Annotated in this window: 25 protein-coding genes; 14 read left to right on the top strand and 11 right to left on the bottom strand. The window is 73.3% G+C overall.

The window, feature by feature from the left end; translation table 11 throughout:
- Nucleotides 1-8: 8 nt before the first annotated feature.
- The 4 genes from CRP51_RS17940 to CRP51_RS17955 all read right to left on the bottom strand — a co-directional run bounded on the left by CRP51_RS17940 (nucleotide 9) and on the right by CRP51_RS17955 (nucleotide 2,773).
- A complete protein-coding gene (locus CRP51_RS17940; protein WP_097232253.1) occupies nucleotides 9-506 on the bottom strand; it encodes an NUDIX domain-containing protein in 498 nt (165 codons plus the stop codon).
- A 57-nt stretch (nucleotides 507-563) separates the two neighbouring features.
- Complete coding sequence (locus CRP51_RS17945; RefSeq protein WP_097232254.1) at nucleotides 564-1,706, bottom strand: cystathionine gamma-lyase; 1,143 nt, start codon at nucleotides 1,704-1,706, stop codon at nucleotides 564-566.
- Between the two features lie 153 nt (nucleotides 1,707-1,859).
- Entirely contained in the window at nucleotides 1,860-2,369 is a 510-nt protein-coding gene (locus tag CRP51_RS17950; RefSeq protein ID WP_097232255.1) for a low molecular weight protein-tyrosine-phosphatase, read from the bottom strand.
- Nucleotides 2,370-2,401: 32 nt separating this feature from the next.
- Entirely contained in the window at nucleotides 2,402-2,773 is a 372-nt protein-coding gene (locus CRP51_RS17955) for a phage holin family protein (RefSeq protein WP_097232256.1), read from the bottom strand.
- A gap of 59 nt (nucleotides 2,774-2,832) precedes the next feature.
- On the opposite strand from CRP51_RS17955, the gene CRP51_RS17960 reads away from it, so the two are divergent.
- Nucleotides 2,833-3,150, top strand: coding sequence for a cupin domain-containing protein (locus tag CRP51_RS17960; protein ID WP_097232257.1), 318 nt, complete (start codon nucleotides 2,833-2,835; stop codon nucleotides 3,148-3,150).
- A 195-nt stretch (nucleotides 3,151-3,345) separates the two neighbouring features.
- The gene (locus CRP51_RS17965; RefSeq protein WP_097232258.1) at nucleotides 3,346-3,555 is read left to right on the top strand and encodes a DUF5326 family protein; all 210 of its coding nucleotides are present in this window, start codon (nucleotides 3,346-3,348) and stop codon (nucleotides 3,553-3,555) included.
- On the opposite strand, the gene CRP51_RS17970 is transcribed toward CRP51_RS17965, so the two are convergent.
- The 3 genes from CRP51_RS17970 to CRP51_RS17980 all read right to left on the bottom strand — a co-directional run bounded on the left by CRP51_RS17970 (nucleotide 3,524) and on the right by CRP51_RS17980 (nucleotide 5,490).
- Entirely contained in the window at nucleotides 3,524-4,924 is a 1,401-nt protein-coding gene (locus tag CRP51_RS17970) for a YibE/F family protein (RefSeq protein WP_097232259.1), read from the bottom strand. The two genes, CRP51_RS17965 and CRP51_RS17970, sit on opposite strands and share 32 nt — an antisense overlap.
- Nucleotides 4,925-4,990: 66 nt before the next feature.
- A complete protein-coding gene (locus tag CRP51_RS17975; RefSeq protein ID WP_097232260.1) occupies nucleotides 4,991-5,236 on the bottom strand; it encodes a type II toxin-antitoxin system RelE family toxin in 246 nt (81 codons plus the stop codon).
- Nucleotides 5,233-5,490: a type II toxin-antitoxin system Phd/YefM family antitoxin gene (locus CRP51_RS17980; RefSeq protein ID WP_097232261.1), complete on the bottom strand. Its 258-nt coding sequence runs from the start codon at nucleotides 5,488-5,490 to the stop codon at nucleotides 5,233-5,235. Before CRP51_RS17980 ends, CRP51_RS17975 begins: the two co-directional genes overlap by 4 nt.
- Before the next feature lie 236 nt (nucleotides 5,491-5,726).
- Between CRP51_RS17980 and thiC the strand changes: the two genes are divergently transcribed.
- Nucleotides 5,727-7,379 carry a phosphomethylpyrimidine synthase ThiC gene (gene thiC / locus CRP51_RS17985; RefSeq protein WP_097232262.1) on the top strand — a complete coding sequence of 551 codons (1,653 nt, stop codon included), beginning with the start codon at nucleotides 5,727-5,729 and terminating at the stop codon, nucleotides 7,377-7,379.
- An 85-nt stretch (nucleotides 7,380-7,464) separates the two neighbouring features.
- Here thiC and CRP51_RS17990 read toward each other — a convergent pair whose 3' ends face one another.
- The gene (locus CRP51_RS17990) at nucleotides 7,465-9,051 is read right to left on the bottom strand and encodes an alpha/beta hydrolase (RefSeq protein WP_097232263.1); all 1,587 of its coding nucleotides are present in this window, start codon (nucleotides 9,049-9,051) and stop codon (nucleotides 7,465-7,467) included.
- A gap of 481 nt (nucleotides 9,052-9,532) precedes the next feature.
- Here CRP51_RS17990 and CRP51_RS17995 point away from each other — a divergent pair, with 481 nt between their 5' ends.
- The 3 genes from CRP51_RS17995 (at nucleotide 9,533) to CRP51_RS18005 (ending at nucleotide 12,929) form a co-directional block, all read left to right on the top strand.
- Nucleotides 9,533-11,452, top strand: coding sequence for an NAD(P)-binding protein (locus CRP51_RS17995; protein WP_097232299.1), 1,920 nt, complete (start codon nucleotides 9,533-9,535; stop codon nucleotides 11,450-11,452).
- Nucleotides 11,453-11,520: 68 nt separating this feature from the next.
- On the top strand, nucleotides 11,521-12,318 hold the full coding sequence (locus CRP51_RS18000; protein WP_097232264.1) for a helix-turn-helix domain-containing protein: 798 nt from the start codon (nucleotides 11,521-11,523) through the stop codon (nucleotides 12,316-12,318).
- Nucleotides 12,315-12,929, top strand: a complete 615-nt coding sequence (locus CRP51_RS18005) for a hypothetical protein (protein ID WP_097232265.1) — start codon at nucleotides 12,315-12,317, stop codon at nucleotides 12,927-12,929. Before CRP51_RS18000 ends, CRP51_RS18005 begins: the two co-directional genes overlap by 4 nt.
- Nucleotides 12,930-12,941: 12 nt before the next feature.
- Here CRP51_RS18005 and CRP51_RS18010 read toward each other — a convergent pair whose 3' ends face one another.
- A complete protein-coding gene (locus CRP51_RS18010) occupies nucleotides 12,942-13,316 on the bottom strand; it encodes a cupin domain-containing protein (protein WP_097232266.1) in 375 nt (124 codons plus the stop codon).
- A gap of 151 nt (nucleotides 13,317-13,467) precedes the next feature.
- Here CRP51_RS18010 and CRP51_RS18015 point away from each other — a divergent pair, with 151 nt between their 5' ends.
- The 3 genes from CRP51_RS18015 to CRP51_RS18025 all read left to right on the top strand — a co-directional run bounded on the left by CRP51_RS18015 (nucleotide 13,468) and on the right by CRP51_RS18025 (nucleotide 15,600).
- A complete protein-coding gene (locus tag CRP51_RS18015) occupies nucleotides 13,468-13,890 on the top strand; it encodes a MarR family winged helix-turn-helix transcriptional regulator (protein WP_439333184.1) in 423 nt (140 codons plus the stop codon).
- Nucleotides 13,891-14,154: 264 nt separating this feature from the next.
- On the top strand, nucleotides 14,155-14,751 hold the full coding sequence (locus CRP51_RS18020; protein WP_245880651.1) for a DUF1707 and DUF4190 domain-containing protein: 597 nt from the start codon (nucleotides 14,155-14,157) through the stop codon (nucleotides 14,749-14,751).
- A 45-nt stretch (nucleotides 14,752-14,796) separates the two neighbouring features.
- On the top strand, nucleotides 14,797-15,600 hold the full coding sequence (locus CRP51_RS18025) for an Fpg/Nei family DNA glycosylase (RefSeq protein WP_097232268.1): 804 nt from the start codon (nucleotides 14,797-14,799) through the stop codon (nucleotides 15,598-15,600).
- A gap of 55 nt (nucleotides 15,601-15,655) precedes the next feature.
- Here the strand turns inward: CRP51_RS18025 and CRP51_RS18030 are convergent, their stop codons facing one another.
- Nucleotides 15,656-16,015, bottom strand: a complete 360-nt coding sequence (locus tag CRP51_RS18030) for a hypothetical protein (RefSeq protein WP_097232269.1) — start codon at nucleotides 16,013-16,015, stop codon at nucleotides 15,656-15,658.
- Between the two features lie 168 nt (nucleotides 16,016-16,183).
- Between CRP51_RS18030 and CRP51_RS18035 the strand changes: the two genes are divergently transcribed.
- The 4 genes from CRP51_RS18035 (at nucleotide 16,184) to CRP51_RS18050 (ending at nucleotide 20,731) form a co-directional block, all read left to right on the top strand.
- A complete protein-coding gene (locus CRP51_RS18035) occupies nucleotides 16,184-16,885 on the top strand; it encodes a response regulator transcription factor (RefSeq protein WP_097232270.1) in 702 nt (233 codons plus the stop codon).
- Nucleotides 16,882-18,120, top strand: coding sequence for an ATP-binding protein (locus tag CRP51_RS18040; RefSeq protein WP_245880652.1), 1,239 nt, complete (start codon nucleotides 16,882-16,884; stop codon nucleotides 18,118-18,120). The genes CRP51_RS18035 and CRP51_RS18040 overlap by 4 nt, the downstream gene beginning before the upstream one ends.
- A gap of 269 nt (nucleotides 18,121-18,389) precedes the next feature.
- Nucleotides 18,390-19,364 (top strand): glycosyltransferase family 2 protein, encoded by a 975-nt coding sequence (locus tag CRP51_RS18045; RefSeq protein ID WP_097232271.1) that lies wholly within the window; start codon nucleotides 18,390-18,392, stop codon nucleotides 19,362-19,364.
- Nucleotides 19,361-20,731 carry a polysialyltransferase family glycosyltransferase gene (locus CRP51_RS18050; protein ID WP_097232272.1) on the top strand — a complete coding sequence of 457 codons (1,371 nt, stop codon included), beginning with the start codon at nucleotides 19,361-19,363 and terminating at the stop codon, nucleotides 20,729-20,731. The genes CRP51_RS18045 and CRP51_RS18050 overlap by 4 nt, the downstream gene beginning before the upstream one ends.
- A gap of 203 nt (nucleotides 20,732-20,934) precedes the next feature.
- On the opposite strand, the gene CRP51_RS18055 is transcribed toward CRP51_RS18050, so the two are convergent.
- The gene (locus CRP51_RS18055; protein WP_097232273.1) at nucleotides 20,935-22,128 is read right to left on the bottom strand and encodes an acyltransferase; all 1,194 of its coding nucleotides are present in this window, start codon (nucleotides 22,126-22,128) and stop codon (nucleotides 20,935-20,937) included.
- Nucleotides 22,129-22,477: 349 nt separating this feature from the next.
- On the opposite strand from CRP51_RS18055, the gene CRP51_RS18060 reads away from it, so the two are divergent.
- Nucleotides 22,478-23,218 (top strand): sulfite exporter TauE/SafE family protein, encoded by a 741-nt coding sequence (locus tag CRP51_RS18060; protein ID WP_245880653.1) that lies wholly within the window; start codon nucleotides 22,478-22,480, stop codon nucleotides 23,216-23,218.
- Nucleotides 23,219-23,283: the final 65 nt, after the last annotated feature.

Below are 23,283 nucleotides of genomic sequence, written 5' to 3' on the forward strand. Positions count from 1 at the left end.
GAGACGCCCTAGCGGTGGGCGAAGTCGGGGGCGAGGAGGGCGTGGATGCCGGGGATGTTGTTGCCGAGGTAGGCGTTGAGGCTCGGCGGCACGACGTTCACCGCGTTCAACCCCTCCCGGCTGAACGGCAGTCGGACGATCTCGTAGGTGCCGCGCGGCTCCGTGACCTCCGGGCCGTGGCGCAGGGACGGGTCCATCGAGACGAGTCGGCAGACGAAGAAGTGCTGCACCTTCAGCCCCGGGGGCCCGTCCTCCCCCTGCTCCGGCACGTGCGGCACGGTGTCGACGAAGGCCGGCACCACGTCGGTGACGCGGGCGCCCAGCTCCTCGAAGACCTCCCGGTGCAGCGCCGCCACCACGCTCGGGTCGCCGGGCTCGACGCCGCCGCCGGGGGTGATCCAGTAGGGCGGGCTGCCGGGCCGCACGCGTTTGATCACGATCAGCTCGGGGCCGTCCAGCAGGATGGCCCGTGCGGTGCGCTTGACCACGGGTTGTGCCTGGTCCATGGGGTTCATGTGGCCCGCCCGCCGCGCCGTGAAACCTCGCGCTGGTCGCCGCGGCGTTCAGCCCGCGGCGTCGGCGAGCGCCCGGCGCACGTCGGCCACCAGGTCCTCCGGGTCCTCGATGCCGAGCGAGAGCCGCACGAACCCCTCGGGCACCGCGTCCCCGCCCCAGCGCCCGCGCCGCTCGGCCGTCGACCTCACCCCGCCGAAGCTGGTGGCGTCGTCGACCAGCCGCAGCGCCGCCAGGAAGCGTTCGGCGTGCGCGCGGTCGGGCAGCGTGAACGAGACCACGCAGCCGAAGGAGTGCATCTGCCGCGCGGCCAGCGCGTGGTCGCGGTCCTCCGGAAGCCCGGGGTGGCGCAGCCCACTGACCTCGGGGCGTGCGGCCAGCGCGTGCGCCACGGCCAGCGCGTTCTCCGCCTGGCGTGCCACGCGCAACTGGAGCGTGGCCAGCCCGCGGTGCGCCAGCCACGCCTCCATGGGCCCCGGGATGGCACCCAGCACGGTGCGCCACTGGCGGATCTCCTCGACCAACTCCGGGTCGCGGCAGGCGACATAGCCGAGCAGCACGTCGCCGTGGCCGTTGAGCGCTTTGGTGCCGCTGGCCACCGACAGGTCGGCGCCCAGCTCCAGGGGGCGCTGGCCGAGCGGGGTGGCGAGGGTGTTGTCGACGGCGACCAACGTGCCGCGTGCGCGCGCCTCGCGCGCCAGGCCCGCGATGTCGCAGACGTCGAGGCCCGGGTTGGAGGGGGTCTCCAGCCACAGCAGCCGCACCCGCTCGCCCCGGTCCCACGCGGCGCGCAGTGCCGTCAGCTGGCCGTCGCCGCCCGTCGGCGCGGTGTGGCAGACGATGCCCCGCTCCTCGGCGCGGCGCCGCAGCTTCGGCCAGATCTGGTAGCCGTCGGCCGGCAGCACCACCGAGTCGCCCGACCCGACCAGGCTGAGAAGCGTGGCGGAGATCGCCGCCATCCCCGAGGGGAAGACGAGCGCCTCCGCGCGTTCGTCCGGCGACTCCAGCTCGGCCACGGCGTCCTGGAGCGCGACCCAGGTCGGGTTGGACTCGCGGCCGTAGCCGTAGGGGGCGACGGAGGGATCGCCCGGCAGATGGAAGTGCGCGGCGAACACCGGTGGCGGGACGGGCGGTTGGTACGCCTCGGCCACCGGCAGACCCGCCCGTACGGCCCGCGTCCCGTCTCCCGTCATCGCCGCTCTCCCGTCGTGTCCGATGTGGCCGGTTATCGGCCCTATCGCCGCACAAGTGTACGGCGGGCCCGCCGACCCCCCGCCGGGTCTCCCCGGCGCGGTCGTCGTCCGCGACCCGCCGCTCCGCTCACGCGCCCGCCGGGGGCGCGGGGTTCAGCCCACCGCCCCCGTCCGTTCCCGAACGGTCTTCAGCAGACCGGGCAGGGCGGCCTCGATGATGTCCAGGCACTCGGCGAAGCCCGCGTCGTCCCCGTAGTACGGGTCCGGCACGTCCAGCGCCTCGCCGGAGGCGGCGTCCGCGCCGTCGTCGCCGAAGGCGCGCAGCAGCCGCACCTTCTCGGCGGCGGCGGCGTCGGGCGCCAGCCGGCGCAACTCGCTCTCGTGGCCCCGGTCGAGCGCTATGACCAGGTCACACTCGTCGAACCAGGAGACCTCGAACTGCCGCGCGGTGTGGTCCCCGCTGCCCGCCGGGTAACCGGCGGCGTTCATGGCGGCCACGGCGCGCGGGTCCGCCGGCTCCCCGGCGTGCCAGCCGCCGGTTCCGGCGCTGTCCACCACGATGCCGGTGTCCAGCCCCTCGTCGACGAGCCGGGCGCGGAGCAGCGCCTCGGCTATCGGGGAGCGGCAGATGTTCCCCGAGCAGACAAAGCAGATGCGATACATGTCGGTCGTTCCTCGGTCCAGTACCGCCGGTTTCAGTCGCGATCCAGGATCAGGTTGACCGCCCACGAAACGATGGAGATGATCAAGCCGCCCAGCACCGCCGAACCGAAGCCCTCGACCTCGAACTTGTCGCCCGAGAGCCAGTCGGTGAGCAACAGCATCAGGGCGTTGATCACCAGCGTGAACAGACCGAGGGTCACGATCAGCAGAGGCAGGGCGAAGAACTTCACGATGGGCTTGACGATGATGTTCACCACACCGAAGATCAGCGCCACGATGAGCAGCGTCACGGCCTTGCCACCGGTGCTCTCGCCGGGCTCACCGAGAGTGATGTCATTCACCAGCCAGACGGCGGCCGACAGGGCCACGGCGTTGGCGAGCAGCTTCACGAAGATGGTTGTCATACGGGAGATCGTTTCAGATGCCTCCCGGTGCGCAAGGGGAACGCAAGGGGAATGAGCAGATGAAGGAGTTCCGGCTCGACAGGCTTGACCTGGAGCGCGCCGCGCACAACGGTGCCTACCTGCGCTTCCTGCGGGAGCCCCGGATGTCGGCCGGCCTGTACGCGCTGGCGGCCGGGGAGGCGGACAGCCAGCGGCCGCACGCCCAGGACGTGATCAACTTCGTGGTCAGCGGTCGCGCGTCCATCACGGTGGGTGAGGAGACGACCATGGTGGCGCGCGGCAGCGTCGTCTATGTGCCGGCGGGGCAGCCGGCCCGCTTCCACCACATCACCGAGGACCTGCGGGTGCTCGTGGTCTTCTCGCCCCCCGAGGGCTGACCCGGGCCGGACGGCCCCGGCCCCCGCCGCCCGGGACACGCTCTCTCAGGGTTCACCTCAGGGAACGGTCAGGGGAGGACGGGGGCCGCCGCGACTCCCGGGAGGGTGGGGTGCGCGCTTAGCATCGAGTCATCGAGTTATCACGCTGCCGGGCCCAGGTCCGGCCAACGACACGCGCGAACAGGAGCCCGGGCCATGAAGGAAGCCTTTATGACACTGCCGTGGTGGGTGCGGTGGATCGCGATCCCCGCCATCGCGCTGGTGGTCTTCGGTGGCCTGCTGCTCACCGTCCTCACCTGGGTGATCGGCCTGGTCTTCCGGATACTGCTCTTCGTCGCCGTGGTGGCCGTGCTGATCTTCGTGGTGCGGAAGTTCACCTCTTCCTCCTCCGGCGGGGGTTGGTAGCCCGCCGACGCCCCGGCGGGGCGCCCCAGCGGCGGCCGGACGGCGCGGGCACCGTCGCCCCGGCCGAGGGCCCGTCCCCCCACGGACCGCTCCCGCCCGTCGACTCGACGCCCCTCTCCCCGGCCGGCCCGGCAGGCGGCCGGTCGGCGCTCGCCACGAGCGCCGCGAGCAGCGTCGTCACCGGCACCGAGGCCACCAGGCCGATCGACCCCACCAGGGTCCGCACGATCTCCTCGGCGACCAGCTCGCTGAAGGCCACCGTCGACACCCCGCTGCGGGCGATGCTGAAGAGCAGCAGCAGGGGCAGCGCGGCGCCCGCGTAGGCCAGCACGAGGGTGTTGACCACCGAGGCGATGTGGTCCCTGCCGATGCGCATCGCCGCCGAGTAGAGCCGCCGCCAACCCGCCGTCGGCGCCGCCTGCTTCAGCTCCCACACCGCCGAGGTCTGGGTCACCGTCACGTCGTCCAGCACGCCGAGCGAACCGATCAGGATGCTCGCCAGCAGCAGCCCCTTGATCTCGATGCCCGGATAGAGGCTGTGCACCAGGCCGGTCTGGTCGTCGGTGTTCCCGGTCAGGTGCGCCAGCTCCATGAAGAGCGAGCCGAGCAGCCCGATCAGCAGCAACGAGACCAGCGTCCCCAGCACGGCGACGGACGTCCGCGCGTTGACCCCGTGGCACAGGTACAACGTCGCCAGCATGATGACGCTGCCGCCGATGACCGCGACCAGCAGCGGGTTCGAGCCGTGCAGCACCGCCGGCAGGATGAAGAGCGTCAGCACCAGGAAGCTGACCACCAGGCCGACCAGCGCCAGCAGGCCGCGCATCCGCCCCACCGCCACCACCACGATCGCGAAGATCGCGGCCAGCAGCAGCATCGGCACCTCGCGGTCCACGTCGACGACGCTGTAGCGCAGCTCCTCCGGCGCCTCGGGCGCGTAGGCGACGACCACCTCCTGACCGTCGTGGAAGCGCTTGGTCGCGTCGGGCGGGACCACCTCGGTGAACGTGTGCCCCGCGTGCGGGCCGCTGGTCACCTCGACGGTCGCCTGCTCGCACGGCCCGGTGACGCCCTGCTGCACCTGGACGCCCAGGTCCTCGCAGGGGTGCTGGGTCAACTCGGTGACGCGGGCGTCCTCGTGCTGCTGGTCGAAGCCGACACCCGACCGTTCCTCCTGCTCGGGCGCGCCACCCGGCCAGAGCAGCACGAGACCGGCGAGCATCACCACCCCGAACGGCACCAGAACGGCGGCTATCACCCGCCGCAGCCGGTCCGAGACCGGCTCCACCGGGCCGTGCTGATGGGTGTGGCCGTGGGGATGGGCGCGCGGGTCCAGGGGGTCCGCGCCGGGTTCCTGAGGGGAGGTCACGTTCCGATCATCGCTCAAACACGCCGCCGAACGGTCCCGTCCCGGCGCGGCCGTGCCGCCGCCGTGTCACCCGGCGCGGCCGAGGTGGAGGACCAGCACCCGCACCGCCGCGTCCTCGATCGCGCAGAGCGCGCGGTAGGGCCCCACCCGCAGCCTGCGGTAGTCGCCGAACGGGGCGCTGCTCCCGGGGCGCGGATCGTCGGCCAGGCCGTCGATCGCTTCGAGAAGGTCCCGCGGTCCCGCCGGGTCGTCCTTGAGGAAGCGGGCGGCGGCGTTCAGCGCCGAGGGCTCGCACTCGACCTCGTGCCTCACGCGGCGTCGCCCGCGTCGAGCATCGCCCGCACCTCGGCCAGGGACGTGCGTCCGCTGGTGTCGCCCCGCGCCTGACGCAGCTCGTACCGCAGCACGGCGATCGAGTCCTCGTAGTCCTCCAGCGCCTGGGGCGAGACGAGCACGGCGGCGACATGCCCGTGGTCGGTCAGGGCGATGGGCTCACGCGCGTGGGCGGCCCGCCGTACGAGGTCGCCGAGTTGGGAACGGGCGGCACTGATCGCGATCTCCGTCATCCCCGCAATTTAGCGAGAATCCGACCGTGAGAGATGCCACAAAGTGCATCTTCCGTCATGTGGTGGACCGGCGTTGCCCCGCGGGGAGGCCCCCTGGCCGGGGGCGGCCCCGGGGGCTTAGCGTGGAGGGGAACGAATCGCCGCGGGAGCTTCGAGCACGAGGCTGAGAGGGCGCTGTGGCTGCGCCGACCGCCGAACCTGTTACCGGGTAATGCCGGCGTAGGGAGCAAGGTCTGATGACCGAACTGTCAACGGGCGCGTCCGTCGCGCCCGTCATCGGCGCGCACAAGGGATATCTCACCGGAAGCCGCCCGGACATCCGGGTGCCGGTGCGCCGGGTCCACCTCACCGACGGCGGTGCGGTGACCCTCTACGACACCTCGGGACCCGCCACCGACCCCGGGGTGACCTGCGACGTCCGCGAGGGGCTGCCCCCGCTGCGGCGGCGGTGGATCGAGGAACGGGCCGGGGACGGCACCGGGGCCGTTACCCAACTGGCCTACGCGAGAAGGGGCGTGGTCACCCCGGAGATGGAGTTCGTGGCGCTGCGGGAGAACCGGTCCCCCGAGTTCGTCCGCGACGAGATCGCCGCCGGCCGGGCCGTGCTGCCGGCCAGCGTCCGGCACCCGGAGACCGAGCCGATGATCATCGGCCGGAACTTCCTGGTCAAGGTCAACGCCAACATCGGCAACTCCGCCGTCACCTCGTCCGTCGACGAGGAGGTGGAGAAGATGACATGGGCCACCCGCTGGGGCGCCGACACCGTGATGGACCTCTCCACCGGCCGGGAGATCCACACCACCCGCGAGTGGGTGCTGCGCAACTCACCGGTGCCGATCGGCACCGTTCCGCTCTACCAGGCCCTGGAGAAGGTCGGCGGCAAGGCCGAGGAACTCAGCTGGGAGGTCTACCGCGACACCGTCGTGGAACAGGCCGAGCAGGGCGTGGACTACATGACCGTGCACGCCGGTGTGCTGCTGCGCCATGTGCCGCTGACCGCGCGGCGAAAGACCGGCATCGTCTCCCGGGGCGGCTCGATCATGGCCGCCTGGTGTCTGGCGCACCACCGGGAGAGCTTTCTGTACACGCACTTCGCGGAGCTGTGCGAGATCCTCGCCGCCTACGACGTCACCTTCTCCCTCGGCGACGGGCTGCGCCCCGGCTGTGTCGCGGACGCCAACGACGCGGCGCAGTTCGCCGAGTTGCGCACGCTCGGCGAGCTCTGCCGGGTCGCGCGCGAACACGACGTGCAGACCATGGTCGAGGGCCCGGGGCATGTCCCGATGGACCTGATCAAGGAGAACGTGGAGCTGCAACAGGAGCTCTGCCAGGAGGCGCCGTTCTACACCCTCGGCCCGTTGACCACCGACATCGCGCCCGCCTACGACCACATCACCTCGGCCATCGGCGCGGCGATGATCGCCTGGTGGGGTACCGCGATGCTCTGCTACGTGACGCCCAAGGAGCATCTGGGGCTGCCCGACCGGGACGACGTGAAGGCCGGGGTGATCGCGTACAAGATCGCGGCGCACGCGGCGGACGTGGCCAAGGGGCACCCGGGCGCGCGGGACTGGGACGACGCGCTGTCGGAGGCGCGCTTCGAGTTCCGCTGGGAGGACCAGTTCAACCTCTCCCTCGACCCGGAGACGGCCCGCGCCTACCACGACGAGACGCTGCCGGCGGAGCCGGCCAAGACCGCTCAGTTCTGCTCGATGTGCGGACCGAAGTTCTGCTCGATGAGCATCAGCAAAACCGTCATGGACAAGTACGGCCCGGGAGGGCAGGAGGAGCTGACCGAGGAGGAGATCCAGCAGGCCATGCTCGTCAAGTCCCGGGAGTTCGCGGAGGCGCAGGGCCGCAGGGACCTGCCGTTGACCGAGGGGGAGTAGCCGGGGACGGGGGAGCCGTCCGCACGGACGGCTCCCCCCGACTCGTGTAGTCGAGCACCGTTCCGCACCGGCCGGCGCGGCGCGGTCATTCGAGGACGCAACGGGCGTCCGCGGGCGGGGAGGTGAGGTCTATGAGGTAGTCGGCAACGGTGTCGTCGACGCACGCGTTGCCGGCCAGCAGGGCGGCGCCGTGCTGCTCGCCCTCGACGGTGAGCAGGCTGCCTTCCAGCGCCTCGGCCAGGCGGCTGCCCTCCTCGTACGGGGTCACGGGGTCGCCGGTGACGGCGACGGTCAACGTGTCGGGCAGGCCCTCGATGTCCGTGGCGTAGGGGTAGCCCAGGGTCGGCTCCACCGGCCACGCCTCACACATGTTCCGGGTGTCGTCCAGCGGCCGGCCGGGGTCGAAGAACGGGGCGTCCCCGATCATCGTGTGCCTGAGCCGCGACTCCTGCTCCGGGGTGAGCCGATCCTCGTCCAGGCAGTTGATGACCTCGGTGGCTTCGAGGGCGTCGCTGTAGGTGCCGTCGGCATACCGCTGGTAGTAGGCGTCGTGCAGTCCGATCAGGGCGTCCCCGCGCCCGTCCCGCACCTCGCGGATGCCCTCGACGACCGCGGGCCAGCTCGCCTCCGAGTACAGCCCGGCGACGACCCCGTCGATCGCGTCGGAGAAGCTGAGGACTCGTCCGTCCCCGGCCGGGACCGGCTCGTCGATCAGGGGCCGGACGATCTCCTGGAATCGTTCGGTCACCGCCTCGGGGTCGGAACCGAGCGGGCAGTCCGGCAACTCCGTACACGCTGCGCCCATCAGCTCGAACGAGCGCCGCAGGCCGAGGTACTGCTGCTCACGCCGCTCCATGGTGCCCGCGTAGGGGTCCATCGGCGCGTCGAGAACGAGCGCGCGGACGTTCTCGGGGAACATCTCGGCGTAGACCGCGCCCAGCCGCGTGCCGTAACTCGTGCCGAGGTAGCTCAGCTTGTCGTCGCCCAGCACCGCCCGCAGCACGTCCATGTCACGCGCGGCGTCCCGGGTGCCCACGTGGGAGAGGAACTCCTCACTCCCGGTGCGCTCGGCGCACTGCCGCACCCACTGCCGCGTCTCCTCCTCCGTCCAGCTGCCGACGATCAGCTTCTCCGACATCTCGTCGTTCTCGCGTTCGGCGTCGGTGTAGCAGTCCAGCGCGGGGGTGGACGCGCCGACGCCGCGCGGGTCGATGCCGATCAGGTCGAACCGCTCCAGGACCGGGCTGTCGGGCGCCATCGCGGCGATCAGCGGGGCGAAGCTCATGCCCGCGAACCCCGGGCCGCCCGGGTTGGTCATCAACGACCCGATCGGCTCCCCGTCCTTCGCCGGCACCCGCAGCAGCGCGATCGACACCGTCTCGCCACCCGGGTCCTCATAGTCCATCGGCGCCTCCATGCGGGCGCACTCGAACCGCTCGTCGGCGAACAGCTCCGCATCGGTCTCGTTGCTCGCGTAGGGCTCGCACGGCTCGAAGGCCAGCTCCTGCTCGTAGAAACGCCGCAGCTCCTCCGAGGACTCCCGCGAGGACTCCTGCGACGACTCCTCCTGGGACTCGTCCGCGTTCGATGACGTGCAGGCACCGAGCATTCCCACCATCAGCAGCGGCACACCGAGCGCTGCCGTCCGACGGACGCGGGCAAGGGTACGCATACTTCTCCTTAAACGGCGAGTGCGGGCGAACGGCCCCCGCTCGCCGAGGGGTTACGTAAAAATCCATGATCCGCAGGCCCCGGGACCGTGACGAGTGACGTCCGTCATCAGTGCGAGTGACGGATGTAATGGGGAAGCGATGGGACAACGCGCCGCCGGGGCGAACGTCCGGAGCGTGTGCGAGAGGTGCCGTGCCGGTGGGGTGCTCGGCTGCCGCCGCCACCGCGAACGGGCCCGGGCGAGGGGCGGTTGCCGGCACGGCCCCGTCGGCCCGCCCTGGCTGTCTGGCGGGTCGACGGCCGCGGCACGGCGGCCGCGGCTTGACGCGATCATGGACATTGCCTTGCCCCGGGAGGGGCAGTAAGTGCGGGGGCGCCGCGCCCCGTCCCTCCCGTCGAGCCGAAGGGAATGCCACCCCGCCGTGACCGCGCTTCCTCCCCAGCCCTCCACCCCCGGCCTCAGGACCGTGGGCACCGAGCACATGATCGTCTGCGGCGACGACGCGTTAGCCGTGCGGCTCGCCGAGGAGCTGCACGACGTCTACCGGGAGCGCGTGACCCTGGTCATGCCGCCGGCGACCACCGCGGGCGAGCCCGTCGGCGGGGCCAGGCCGCGGGTCTCCGCGCTGATCGGCCGCATGTCGGCGGCCATCAACCGGCCGTCGCCCGCCCCCGCGGCCGACGACACCACCGGCGGCGGGATCCGCGTGCCGATAGGGGAGATGACCGCCGCCGAGCCGACCGACGAGGTGCTGCGCCGCGCGGGCGTCGCGCACGCCACCGCGCTCGCCCTCGTCTACGACGACGACGAGACCAACCTGCGCGGCGCCCTCGCCGCCCGCCGGCTCAACCCGCACCTGCGGCTGGTCGTGCGGCACTACAACCGCCGCCTCGGCCAGCATCTCGCCCAACTCCTCGACCAGGCCGCCGCGGTGGCGTTGCCCGACATCGACCCGAGGGAGCTGGACGCCACCACCACCGTGCTCTCCGACGCCGACACCGCCGCCCCCGCGCTGGCCGCCACGGCGGTCGCCGGCACCCGCAAGGTGGTGAGCGCCGACGGGCTGCTGCTGCGCGCCGTCGAGCGCAACCCGCCGGCCGACGGCGAGATCGCCGACCCCGGCCTGTGCACCCTGGCGCTGCTCTCGGCGACGGTCAACGACCCGGCCGGCACCGAGGGTTCGGACAACAGCGGCGGCGAGGGCCCCCAACTGCTGCCCGACGACCGGGAGGTGGGGCAGGCGACCGGACGCGGCACGGTGGTGCTGGAGACGGTCACCCACGCCGGCCCCCCGCTGCCGCCACGCCGGCTGGCGCGGCGGATGGCGCCGCTGGCGGAGATCTTCTCCCGGCGGCTGCGGCTCTCGCTGCTGGGCATCGCGCTCGCCGTGCTCGCGCTGGCGCTGGCGCTGTGGCGGGCCACCGGGGGCGACGTGGTGAACGCGGCCTATCTGACGCTGCTCGACATCTTCTCCATCGGCGACCCGGCCGTGGACGAGCCCGTGGCCCGGCAGTCCATCCAACTGGTCTCCGGGCTTGTCGGGTTGGCGCTGCTGCCGATCCTGATCGCGGCGGCGCTCCAGGCGCTGGGCGCGTTCCGCGGCACGGCGAACCTGCCGCGCCCCCCGCGCGGGCTCTCCGGCCACGTGGTGCTGCTCGGCCTCGGCAAGGTCGGCACCCGGGTGCTGGCGCAGCTGCGGGAGATGGACATCCCGGTGGTCTGCGTGGAGGAGGACCCGGAGGCCAGGGGCATCCCGCTGGCCCGGCGGCTGGGCGTGCCGGTGGTGCTCGGCGACGTCACCCAGGAGGACGTGCTGGAGTCGGCCAAGGTCCACCGGGCGCGCGCCCTGCTCGCGTTGACCAGCGTGGACGCCACCAACCTGGAGGCGGCGCTGCACGCCAGGACCGTCAAGCCGGAGCTGCGGGTGGCGCTGCGGCTGTACGACGACGACTTCGCCACCGTCGTGTACCGCACCCTGAAGGCGGCGCACCCCGAGGCGCTGACGCGGAGCCGCAGCGTCTCCACGCTCGCGGCGCCCGCGTTCGCCAGCGCGATGATGGGGCGGCAGATTCTGGGGGCGATACCCGTCGAACGGAAGGTGCTGCTCTTCGCGGCGCTGGAGGTGGACGACTTCCCCCACCTCGGCGGCCGGACGGTCGCGGAGGCCTCCCGGCCCGGCGCGTGGCGGGTGCTGGCGCTGGACCTGTCGGCGCCCGCCGAGCGGGAGCGGGACCTGGCGGCGGTCCGCGCCTCGGGCGAGGGCGTCTCCGGGGGGCTGCTGTGGGACGTGCACCCGGGGTACGTGCTGCGGGGCGGGGACCGGGTGGTGGTGGCGGCGACCCGGCGGGGGCTCGCCGAGCTGCTGGGACGCGGAACGGGCGGGGCGGGGGGCCGCCGCTGACCGGGGCCGCCGGCGCGGCGCGACGCGGCGCTTGACCCTGACGTCGCGGCAAGCTCTTCACTGGGGTCATGCGAATCGGAGAGCTGGCCGCGTTGACCGGGGTCACCCCCAGGACGGTGCGGCACTACCACCACATCGGGCTGCTGCCCGAGCCCCACCGGACCCCCGGCGGGTACCGGGTGTACGGCCTGCGCGACGCGTACCGGGTGGTGCGGGTGCGGAGGCTGACCGCGCTGGGGCTCAGCCTCGACGAGGCGCGGGACGTGCTCGACGACGAGAGCGGCGTCGAGCTGCGCGAGGTGCTCGGCGAGCTCGACGCCGAGCTGGCCCGGCAGGAGGAGGCCGTCAGGGCGCGCCGCGCGCGGGTCGCCGAGCTGCTGGCCGAGGCCGAGGGGCACCCGGGGCTGCCGACGGAGGGCCCGGTCTCGCCGGAGCTGACCGCGCTCTTCCGCCGGATGCGGGAGACGGCGGACACGCTGGGCGGGCCGGAACCGGACGCGGCGGTCAGGGAGCGCGAGCTGATGGCGCTGCTGGAGGGTGCGGCGCCGCAGGGGGGCGACCAGGGGGCCTGGCTCTCGTCGCTGGTCTCGGCGTTCGGGGACGACCCGGAGGCGATGGCGGCGGCCTACGGGGTCTACGCGGAACTGGACGCGCTCGCCGACGCCGACGCGGACGACCCCCGGGTGGGGCCGCTGGCGGCGCGCGTCGTGGAAAGCCTGCCGGAGGAGGTGGCGCGGCTGGCCGCCGGGGTCGGGCCGGGCGACCTCACCGGCGCGTTCGCCGACGCCTTCTTCGCCGACCACGGGCCGGCGCAGCTCGCGGTGGTGCGCCGGGTCGTGGAGCTGCTCGGGGAGCGTTCCCGATGAGCACCGCGGCGCGCGTCGTCCGGCGGCTGGTCGTCCATGAGCTCGTCCTGTTCGGCTGCCTGCTGCGGTGGCTGGCGCGGCGGGGCCCGCACGGCCTGGAGGCGGGGGACCGGGCGTTCGGTTACGTCGCGGGCCAGGCGGCCGTGTTCTGGATCATGCTGACCGTCTCGGTCGTGGAGACGGTGGTGCTGGCGCTGATCATCCCGTGGCCGCTGGTCCATCTGGTGCTGCTGGTGCTGGGGATCTGGGGGACGCTCTTCGCGGTCGAATTCCAGCTCTCCTGCGTGACCCGGCCCCATCTGGTCGGGGTGGACGGCTCGTTGCGGCTGCGCTACGGCGCGCTGGTCGACATCCCGCTGCCGGCGCCGCTGGTCCGCGAGGTGCGGGTCGACCGGCGCTTCCGGGACGGCGGTCTGCTGAAGGTGGACGCCGAGAGCGGCACCGTCGACCTGGGCGTGGCCGGCCAGACCAGCCTGACCGTGGAGCTCTCCGCGCCCGTCACCTTCCGCCGTCCGCTGGGCCGCGAGGCGACGGCCCGCGTCATCCACTGCCACGCGGACGACGCGGCGGCGTTCGCCGCGCACTGGCGGGCGGCCAGGGCGGAGGCGTGAGGCCGGCCCGGGTCAGCGCGCCCAGGGCAACGGGCGGGGCTCCGGGTCCGCCGGCGTGGTGACGCGACCCGCGGCGGCCATCGCGACCAGGGCGCCGGCCGGTTCCCCGCCCGGGCAGCGGATTTCGCGGGGCGTGCCGGCGCGGAGCGCCGCGCTCCGCCCCGCGGAGACGGTCAGGGTCCCGGTGTCGGCCGCGATCTCCAGGGCGCCGTGGGTCACGGTCCAGATCTGCTCGCGGTCGACGGTGTGCTCGGGGCCGACGGCGCCGGGGGCCATCTCCACGCGCCAGACGCTGAGTTCCTCGGTGCCGAGGCTGGGCGCGGCGAGCGGGGTCATGGTGGCGTTGGGGGTGGTCACCGGTTCCGGGGTGGTGGCGACGAGGCGCATCAGCGGGTCTCCCTGCGGGGTCGGGTGAGTAAAGGCGCTTTACTCGATGGGGTGAGTAAAGCACCTTTACTCGCCCCGTGTCACCATGGTCCGCGTGGAACGCGAGGGAACGGACCGGCCACCGGCGGGAGAGCTGACCTTTCTGCTGGGCATGGGGTTCCAACTGGTGGTCGCCGAGTTCGACCGCCGGGTCGCCGAGGCCGGCTACCCCGGGCTGCGCCCGCTGCACGGCATGGCCTTCCAGGCGCTGCGCGGCCCCGGCGCCACCAGCAGCGAGCTGGCCGAACGGCTCGGCGTGACCAAGCAGGCCGCCGGCCAACTGGTGAAGGAGTTGGAGCAGCGCGGCTATGTCGCGCGCCGCCCCCACCCCGCCGGCGGGCGGCGCCGGCTGGTCGTCCTCACCGACAGCGCCGAACGCCATCTGGAGGTGGCCGGCCGCGTCATCGCCGAGCTGGAGGCGGAGCTGGCCCTGCGCACCGGGCAGGCCGACCTCGGCGTGCTGCGCGCGGAGTTGACCGCCCTCGTCCACGCGATGAGCGACGGCTCGCCGCCCCCGCTGCGCCCCGTCTGGTAGCGCCGCGCGCGCCCACGCGCGCCGGTGAACACCGTGGACGCCCGGCCCCTGGTGCGCCACCATGGAGGGGACCGGGCCGGCCGCAAGCGAACGAGATCGACCGAAACCGACCGAATCTTCCGCCGCGGGGAACTTCGGTGACGACTCAGACGTCTCCCCTGGGGGGAACGGCTGGCTCCCGGCCCGTGGAGCACCGCCGGGACGCACCGTCGCCGGGGCGAAGCGGTGCCAGCGAGGTCGGGCGTGACGTGGGGAGGGTGCACGATGACGACGCAGCACTGGCAGGGCGGGGGGCCCGTCCATCCGGTTCAGATGCGCGCCTCGGACAGCGACCGGGAGCGCGCGGCCGACGTGCTCAAGGCCGGATTCGCCGAGGGCCGGCTGTCCAAGGACGAGTTGGACGACCGGGTCAGGCGCCTCCACGAGACGACGACCTACGCGCAGATCCAGCCGCTGATCGCCGACCTTCCCCAGGGCCCCGTCCCCGCGCCCGCCACCAGCCCCTACGCACCGGGCGCGCCCGGCACCTTCGGCCCCCCGGCCGTGGTGATCCAGCGCCCGCCGACCTTCGGCCCGGTCCCCGGCCCCCCGCCGCGCACGCTCCACCCCCGGCCGATGCCGTTCCCGCCGCCGCCCCAGACCAACGGCGCCGCGGTGGCCGCCATGGTCTGCGGCATCGCCTGCTTCTTCACCTACGGGCTGACCGCCATCCCCGCCGTCATCCTCGGCCACCGGGCCAAGGCCACGATCCGCCGCACCGGCGAGTCGGGCGACGGCATGGCCACCGGCGGCCTGGTCATGGGGTATCTCGCGCTGGCGCTGATGGCGGTCGGCGTCACGCTGCTGGTGATGCTCGTCTGACCGCCTCCCGTTTCGCCCCGACGGCGGCGGCTCCATGATGGAGGGGTGCCCGAGGGAGACACGGTCTGGCTGACCGCCAGCCGGCTGGACGCCGCGCTGGCCGGCCGCCGGCTGACCCGTTCCGACCTGCGCGTGCCCCGGCTGGCCACGGTCGACCTGCGGGGACGGACGGTGGCCGGGGTGGTGTCCAGGGGCAAGCACCTGCTGACCCGCGTCGAGGGCGGCCTCACGCTGCACTCGCACCTCGGGATGGAGGGAGCGTGGCGGCTCTTCGCGCCGGGCGAGCGCTGGCGCGGGGGCCCGGGACACCAGATCAGGGCCGTGCTCGCCACGGACGAGACCTCCGCCGTCGGATACCGGCTCCCCAAGCTGGAACTGCTGTGCACCGACCGGGAGTCCACGGCCGTCGGCCATCTCGGACCCGACCTGCTCGGACCCGACTGGGACCCCGCCGAGGCCCTGGCCCGGCTGACCGCCTCCCCTGCCCGCCCACTCGGCGACGCGCTGCTCGACCAGCGCAACCTGGCCGGGATCGGCAACGTCTACATGGCCGAACTGTGCTTCCTCGCGGGGGTCTCCCCCTGGACGCCGGTCGGCGAGCTGGCCGAGGGGGAGACGCTGCCCCGGCTGCTGGACCACGCCGCCCGCCTGCTGGCGCGGAACCGCGACCGCTACGACCGCACCACGACCGCGCCGGGCGACCGGCGCGCGCGGCTCCACGTCTACGGCCGGGCGCGGCGGCCGTGCCTGGTCTGCGGCACGGCGATCCGCGTCACCGCGGACCACCACGGCGAGCCGGGACGCGAACGCCCCACCTACTGGTGCCCCCACTGCCAGCCCCGGCCCTGACCCCGCGGCGGCACGAGCCCCGCCCCGGGCCCGGCGGCCCGGGGCGGGGGCGGGGTTACTCGGCGTCGGCCTCGGCGGGGACGCCGGGCTCGGCGGGGGCCGGGACGAACGAGCCCGGGGGCAGGTCCTCGACCGGGACGGTGGGCAGGGCGGGCAGTTCCTCGATCGGGTGCCCCGGAACGGAGGGGGTGCCCTCGGGGAGCTCGATGGTCTCGCCGGGCGGCAGCTCCTCGATCGGGTGCCCCGGAACGGAGGGGGTGCCCTCGGGCAGTTCGATGGTCTCGCCCGGGTGGTGGTCGGTGTCGGACCCCGTACGGGAGTCGGCCGACGCGGTGCCGGCGCCGAGCAGGGTCAGCGCCGCGACGGCGCCCACCGCCGTCATCGCGGCGCGGGTGGCGAAACGGGTCACCTTCATGGTCGGTTCCTTCCAGTCGGGAGGCGGGCAGGACGGCCCGCCTCTGGTTGTCCGGCCGGCCTGCGCGCCGGGCCGGCTGCGGACGGTTTCCGTTGTACGCGGGCCCGGCCTTTCGTTTCCTTATCGCGATGCGCCGGCCGGCCCTCGGCCCTGCGGTAGGAAGGGGACATGCGGGTACTGCTGGTTGAGGACCAGATATTCCTGGCCGAGATGGTCGCCGAAGGACTGCGGCGCGACGCCGTCCCGGTGGACGTGGCCCACGACGGGGTCGAGGCCCTCAGGAGACTCGAACTGCGTGACTACGACGTGCTGATCCTGGACCGCGACCTGCCGGGCCTGCACGGCGACGAGGTCTGCCGCCGCGTCGTGGCCCAGTCGTTGCCCACGCGGGTCCTGATGCTCACCGCCTCAGGTTCGGTGCGCGACCGGGTGGACGGGCTCGGCCTGGGGGCGGACGACTACCTGACGAAGCCGTTCGCCTACGCCGAACTCCTGGCCAGGGTCCTCGCCCTGGGCCGCCGCTCCGGCCCCGCGCTGCCGCCGGCGATCCGGCGTGGCGCTCTGCTGCTGGACAGCAGCCGCCGCAGCGTCACCCGCCACGGTCGGGCACTGGCGCTGTCGCGCAAGGAGTTCGGGGTTCTGGAGACGCTGCTGCGGGCGGACGGCGCGGTGGTGAGCAACGAGGACCTGATCGAGACGGTGTGGGAGGAGAACACCAGCTACCGCACCAACGCCGTTCGCATCACCATCAGCAAACTCCGCGCGAAGCTCGGCGATCCGCCGCTCATCGAGACCGTCACCGGCGCCGGCTACCGCGTCCTCGCCGACGCCGACGCCGACGCCGACGCCGACGGGCCGGGCGTCCCGTGAACGGCGCGGGGCTCAGGAGTCGGCTGTCCGGGGAACGGGCCCGGCTGACCGCTCTCTACGGCGGGTTGCTCGTCGCCGTCTCCGGAGTCGTCATCGCCCTGGTCTACGAGATGGCGCGGCAGAACCTCGGGGCCAGCATGACCCGGGCGGTCGTCGGCGCCCCGCTGGAACGACCCAGCCCGCTCATCGACGGCACGACGCCGAGGTACGACGAGACGACGTACCTCGGGTCCAGCGACACGCAGGCCGTCACCGATCTGGTCGACGTGGCGTCCGAGGCCGCGCTCGACCGGCTGCTGGTGATCTCGCTGATCGCGTTGGCCTGCTGCGCCGGGCTCTCGATGCTGGTGTCCTGGTGGATGGCCGGGCGGGTGCTGCGCCCGCTGCGCGTCATCACGTCCACCGCCCGCCGGCTGTCGGGGCACAGCCTGCACGAGCGCATCGCCCTGAAGGCGCCGCCCGGCGAACTGAAGGAACTGGCCGACACCTTCGACGCCATGCTCGACCGCATCGAGACGCTGCTCACCGCCCAGCAGCGTTTCACCGCCAACGCCGCGCACGAACTGCGCACCAGCCTCGCCACCCAGCGGGCCGCGGCCGAGATCGGTCTGGCCGACCCCGACCCCCACCAGGTCGAACGGATCCGCCGCAAACTCGTCGACGTGGCGGACGACAACGAGCGGCTCATCGAGGCCCTGCTGCTCCTCTCGGTGACCGACCAGGGGCTCCAGCACGCCGAACCCGTCCGGCTGGACACCGTCGCCGCCGCCGTGGCGGCCGAGTTCGAGGAGAGCGAGGAGCTGGAGGCGGAGGACGGCCGGCGGATCTCCCTGCGCACCGAGGCGCTGCCGCTGACGGTCACCGGCGAGGCCATCCTGCTGGAGCATCTCGTCCGCAACCTGGTGGGCAACGCCGTGCGTTACAACACGCCCGGCGGGAAGGTCGAGGTCCGCACCGGGGCCGAGGGGCTGCGGGTCACCAACACGGGTCCGCCGGTGCCGCCCGGCGTGGTCACCCAGTTGTTCGAGCCGTTCCGCCGGCTCCAGGCGCGGCAGCACGCGCCGGGGGAGGGCGCGGGCCTGGGGCTGTCCATCGTCGCCTCGATCGCGCGGGCGCACGGCGCGATCGTCACGGCCGAGGCCAATCCGGACGGCGGCCTCACCGTCCGCGTCGTCTTCCCGCCACCCACCGCCGCCCCCGGGCCCGCTGGAGTGAGGGGCGGTGCGGCGCGGTGATCGGCTCGTGAGCTGCCGACCGGGAAGCCGACCGCGGCATCAGCCGTCCCCGGACGGCACAGGCCCGTGCCGTGGCGACCCGGTGCGACGAACCCGCGGACCGGCGCGGGCGACCGCGGCACCGCGACAGCACACCGCTGACCAGGGGAAACGCCGGGGCTCATCGAGCGTACACACATGGTTCACCACCGGGTCATCTCCCCTTACCCTGGACCGCTGATCAGGTGTTTACCGTCGCATGGACTCTGCCTACGGCTTCTGGAAACCTGGTGCCAAAACTCTCTGTCATCGTCGCCTGCCACAACGTGCAGGACTTCTTGCCCACCACCCTGCGCGGACTAGCCAGGAACGCCGGCCCGGAGACGGAGTTCATCCTGGTGGATGACCGTTCCGTCGACGCCACGGGGGAGATCCTCGGCCGGGCGGAGGGGGAGTTGGCACGTTCCCGAGTGATCAGGCACGAGACCAACAGGGGGATCTCCCAGGCCCGCAACACGGGCATCGACGCCGCCAACGGCGAGTACCTCACCTTCCTGGACGGCGACGACTGGTACGCGCCCGGCTATCTCGACGAACTGGTCGACGCCATCGAGGAGTTGGACTGCGACGTGGTGCGCACCGACCATGTGCAGTCCACCGCCCGCCGGCGGACCGTCGTGCGCGCGCCCTCGCCCACCCGCGACCGGGCGTTCGACCCGAGGGACGCGATCGGTCCCGCCGACCGCAAGACCATGGTCGACTACCCGTTCGTCTGGGCCGGGATCTACCGGCGTGCGCTGCTGGAAGAGCGCGGGCTGCGCTTCGAGACCGGGTTGCGCACCGCCGAGGACCGGCTCTTCACCTGGCAGTTGCACCTGCGCGCCCGCACCATGGCCACCGTCGGGCTGCTCGGGGTCTTCTACCGGCGCGGCGTCACCACCTCGCTGACGCAGATCAAGGACGAGCGGCAGCTCGACTTCCTCCCGGCCCACGACCGGATACTCGCCGAGGTGGTGGACGACCCGGACGCGGACCGCTTCCTGCCGAAGATCGTCCGCACCTACTGCGCGATGATCGCCTTCCACGCCGCCAACGCCGACGGCTACGAGCCGGCGGCCGCCAGGCGGCTGAAGCGCGAGGCCGCCGCCGCCCTCCAGAGCTTTCCGCCCGAGCTGTTGGAACGCACCCTGACGGCCATGGGCGACGAACGCGGTCGGGTGCTGCGGCGCCTGGCCGGCCGGAACCGGAAGGCGGTCGTGGCGTGAGCGGCGGCACGGGACGCAGGACCCAGCTCTTCGAGGTCTCCACCCTCTACGGCGCCGCCACCCTGGCCGCCGCCCTCGACGCCGGCCTCTTCGGCGCGCGCGGCGAGACCACCCGTGTCCTGCTGGTATCCAACAACGCGGCCATCCCCGAGACCGCGACCGGCCTGCCCGAGATGGCCGGTTGGGAGGCGGTCTCCGCCCGCTTCGACCGGGTGCTGGACTGGAACGACGCGATCCGCCCGTTCCACCCCGGCGACTGGCGCCCGCTGGACCGCGACGCCCCGCTCTGGGACCGGCTGCTGCGCCGCTACTGGAACCTGGGCGAGGGCCCGGTCGAGCTGGTCGTGGAGTCGGTGCACGCGACGCCGGCCGCCGCGCTGGCCACGATCTTCGCGGACGCGGACATCCACGTGTACGCGGACGGGCTGATGAGCTACGGGCCCACCCGCGACCGGCTGCCGGTCAACACGGCCTGCCGCGTGCGGCGGTTGCTCCACCTCGACCTGGTGCCGGGACTGCGTCCGCTGCTGCTCTCCGAGTACGGGGTGCCGTCCGAGACGGTGCCCAACGGGGCCTTCCGCGCGGTGCTCGACGAGGTCACCGCCGCGGCGCCGAAGCCCCCGCACGAGCTGGGGGTGGAGCGCCCGGCCGTGCTGCTCGGCCAGTACCTGGCGGCGCTCGACATCCTCACGCAGGCCGAGGAGGAGGCGCTGCACGTGCGGATGTTGCGGGGGGCGGCCGTCGCCGGCTTCCGCGCCGTCGTCTTCAAGCCGCACCCGACGGCGCCCGCGCAGTACTCCAAGGCACTGGAGAAGGCGGCGGCCGAGGCCGGCGTCCGGCTGACCGTGCTGGACGCGCCGGTGCTGGCCGAGTCGGTCTTCGCGGGCCGGAAGCCGGGCCTGGTCGTGGGCTGCTTCTCGACGGCGTTGCTCACCGCCTCCGTCTACTACGGGCTGCCGGTCGCCCGCGTCGGCACCGAGCCGCTGCTGGAGCGGATCACGCCCTACCAGAACAGCAACCGCATCCCGCTGACCCTGGTCGACGCGCTGCTGCCCGACCTGGAGGTGGCGCAGAAGGGCGAAGTGGTCACCGACAGGCCGGAGTTGGCCGAGAGCGTGGCCCCGCTGATGCGGACCGTCGGCTTCTGTATGCAGGCCAAGGCCAACCCGGAGCTCCGGGAGCACGCGGAACGCTGGCTCGCCGCCGAGCTGGGGCCCGACACCCAGCGGTACTTCAAGCGCGCGCGGCTGACGGCGCTCGCGCTGCCCGGCGGCTTCGGCTCGCACATCGCCCGGCAACTGCCCGGCAGCGCCGCCGCGATCCGGGTGGCCAGGCGCGTCCGCAAGGCGACCCGCGCCAAGCGCTGAGGCCTCCAGGCCCACGGCGCCGGGCACACCGCGCCGAGCACTGAGGGGACCCGCGCCAAGCGCTGAGGTGACCCGCGCCGAGCGCCGGAGCACCGCCGCGACGAGAGACGCGCGCCCGCGTTCACGCCCCCGAGCGGGGAGGTGAACGCGGGCGCGCGTTGACCTTCGCGTGCGCCCGCCCGGGCGGGCGCACGCGCGGGGGGTCAGCCGAGGTAGCGGCGCAGCCCGAGGCGGCCCCAGAGCAGGCTCGCCGCGTAGGAGAGGGCGAGCGTCATCAGCAGCACGCCCGGCAGGAAGAACGCGACCTGGACGGCGGAGAAGTCCGGCTCCACGAAGCGGTCGACCAGTTCCTCGACGAAGATCACATGGATCAGATAGGCGCCGAGCGCGGCGTTGGCCAGCCGGCCGATCAGGGCGCGGCGGCGCTCCGGTACCCGGACGCGGACCAGCAGCAGGATCACGCAGACGCTCAGCACCCCGACGAACGGGTGGGCGTTGGGGATCACGTAGTGGATGTCGGTGTTGTACCAGACGATGCCGAGCACCGAGACGAGCGCGAGGCCCACCAGCGGCCAGCGCCAGCGCGCCGGCACCGGACGGGCCGCGGCCAGCAGGAAGGCGCCGCCGATCGCGTAGATCACCGAGTAGGTGCCGAAGCCCCAGCCGACGCGGGGCGTCTCCCAGCCGGTGACCTCGTGGAGCGTGGACAGCGCGGGGGCGAGCCCGGCCAGGCCGAGCAGCAGCAGCCCGAGCCCCCAGGGGCGCTGCCCGGCGCGCAGCAGCACCACGAAGCCCAGCATCACGATGATGGGCAGGTAGGCGTACATGAACCACAGGTGGTACGCGGGCTGCACGGAGTCGAAGAGCGAGTCGACGGCGAGGTCGGCGATCGGGTCCTCGTTGCGGTCCCGGGTGAAGGCCCAGACCAGGTAGATCGCGGTCCAGACGAACATCGGCAGCGTGTTGCGCGCGAGCCGCTGCCACAGCCGGCCGCTGTCCTTGGGCGGGGCGCCGACGACGACCGCCCAGCCGGCTATCGCGAAGAACACCGGCACGGCGAAGGAGGTGGAGGAGTCGCCCACGAAGCCGGCCCAGTAGACGGCCTCGCCGTTCGCGCGCTGCTGGTCGACGGCGTGGATCAGGGCGGCCGAGACATGGGTGATGATCACCGCGCAGGAGGCGACCAGCCGCAACAGGTCCACGTCGAAACGGTGCTCCCGCTCCTTCGGCCTGGGCGCCGCGTCGCCGCTCGTGGCGGCGCCGGCGGGCGGCTCCTGCCCTCGTTCGGACGCGGGCTCCGGCGTGGCTCCCGGGGCGGCTTCGGGCGCGGGCGGCCCGCCTCTCCCGTCGTCCCGCGCGGTGGTGGATGCGGTCTCGGTGGACGTGTTGGTCGGCATGTCGCTCGGATGGTTCCCATTCGTCGGTTCTCGGGGCTGCCTGGGGGGACGCCTGCCGGCGCCGGCGGTGGGCCACCGGTCCGGGGTCCCGGCGCGTGGGCCGAGAGAGCACGAAAGGCCGGAAACCGCCCGTGGTCGGCGGGGGCTGGGGCTGAAGGACACGCCCCAGGGCGGAGGCGACCGTAGCCCCGGCGCGCCAACTCCCCGCCGCGACAGGGGATACGCGAAGTGAACTCCGGGCCAAGGCACGACAACCGTCCGTTCGCGCCCCGTTCACGGCGCCGTGGGGCGCGTGACCGGGGAACGGACGGGAGGGGGCGACGGACGGGGGCTTTGCGAGGATGGTCCGATGGTCATGGGACTGGGTGGCGCGGAGCTGGCGGCATTGGTGGTGGCCGCCGTGCTGGTGGGGGTGGCGAAGACGGCGATCGGCGGCGTCGCCTCGCTCACCGTGGCGCTCTTCGCCATGGCGCTGCCGGCCAAGGAGTCCAGCGGCGCGCTGCTGCCGCTGCTGATCGTCGGCGATCTGCTGGCCGTCGCCGCCTACCGGCGCCACGCCGACTGGGGCGCGCTGCTGCGGCTCTTCCCCTCCGTGGCCGCCGGCATCCTGGTCGGGACGTGGTTCGTCTCCCAGGTCGACGACGCGGTGATGCGCCGCACCATCGGCGGGGTGCTGCTGGCCGTGGTCGTCGTCCACCTCTGGCAGCGACGCCGGGGCGAGGGCGCGGCGAAGCCGCCCGCGCTGCTCTTCGGGCTGCTCGCCGGCTTCGCCACCATGGTCGCGAACGCGGGCGGCGCGGTGATGGCCGTCTACCTGCTGGCGGCGGGCTTCCCGATGCTCACCTTCCTGGGGACGGCGGCCTGGTTCTTCCTGATCGTCAACCTCTTCAAGGTCCCGTTCAGCGCCGGGCTGGGGCTGATCACGGTCGACTCCCTCTCCCTCAACGCCCTGCTCGTCCCCGGCGTCCTGCTCGGCGCGCTGCTGGGGCGCCTGCTGATCCGCTGGCTGCAACGGGGCGACCGCCAGCGGCTCTTCCAGCGTCTGATCATCGGCTTCACGATGTTCTCCGCGGTGAATCTGCTGCGGTAGCGGGTGGTCGCCGTCGCGCCGCAGCCCGTGCCCCCTTCTATGCCGGGGACGGCTTCGGGGGCGCG

The organism is Streptomyces zhaozhouensis, assembly GCF_900230195.1.
Taxonomy (GTDB): Bacteria; Actinomycetota; Actinomycetes; order Streptomycetales; family Streptomycetaceae; genus Streptomyces; species Streptomyces zhaozhouensis.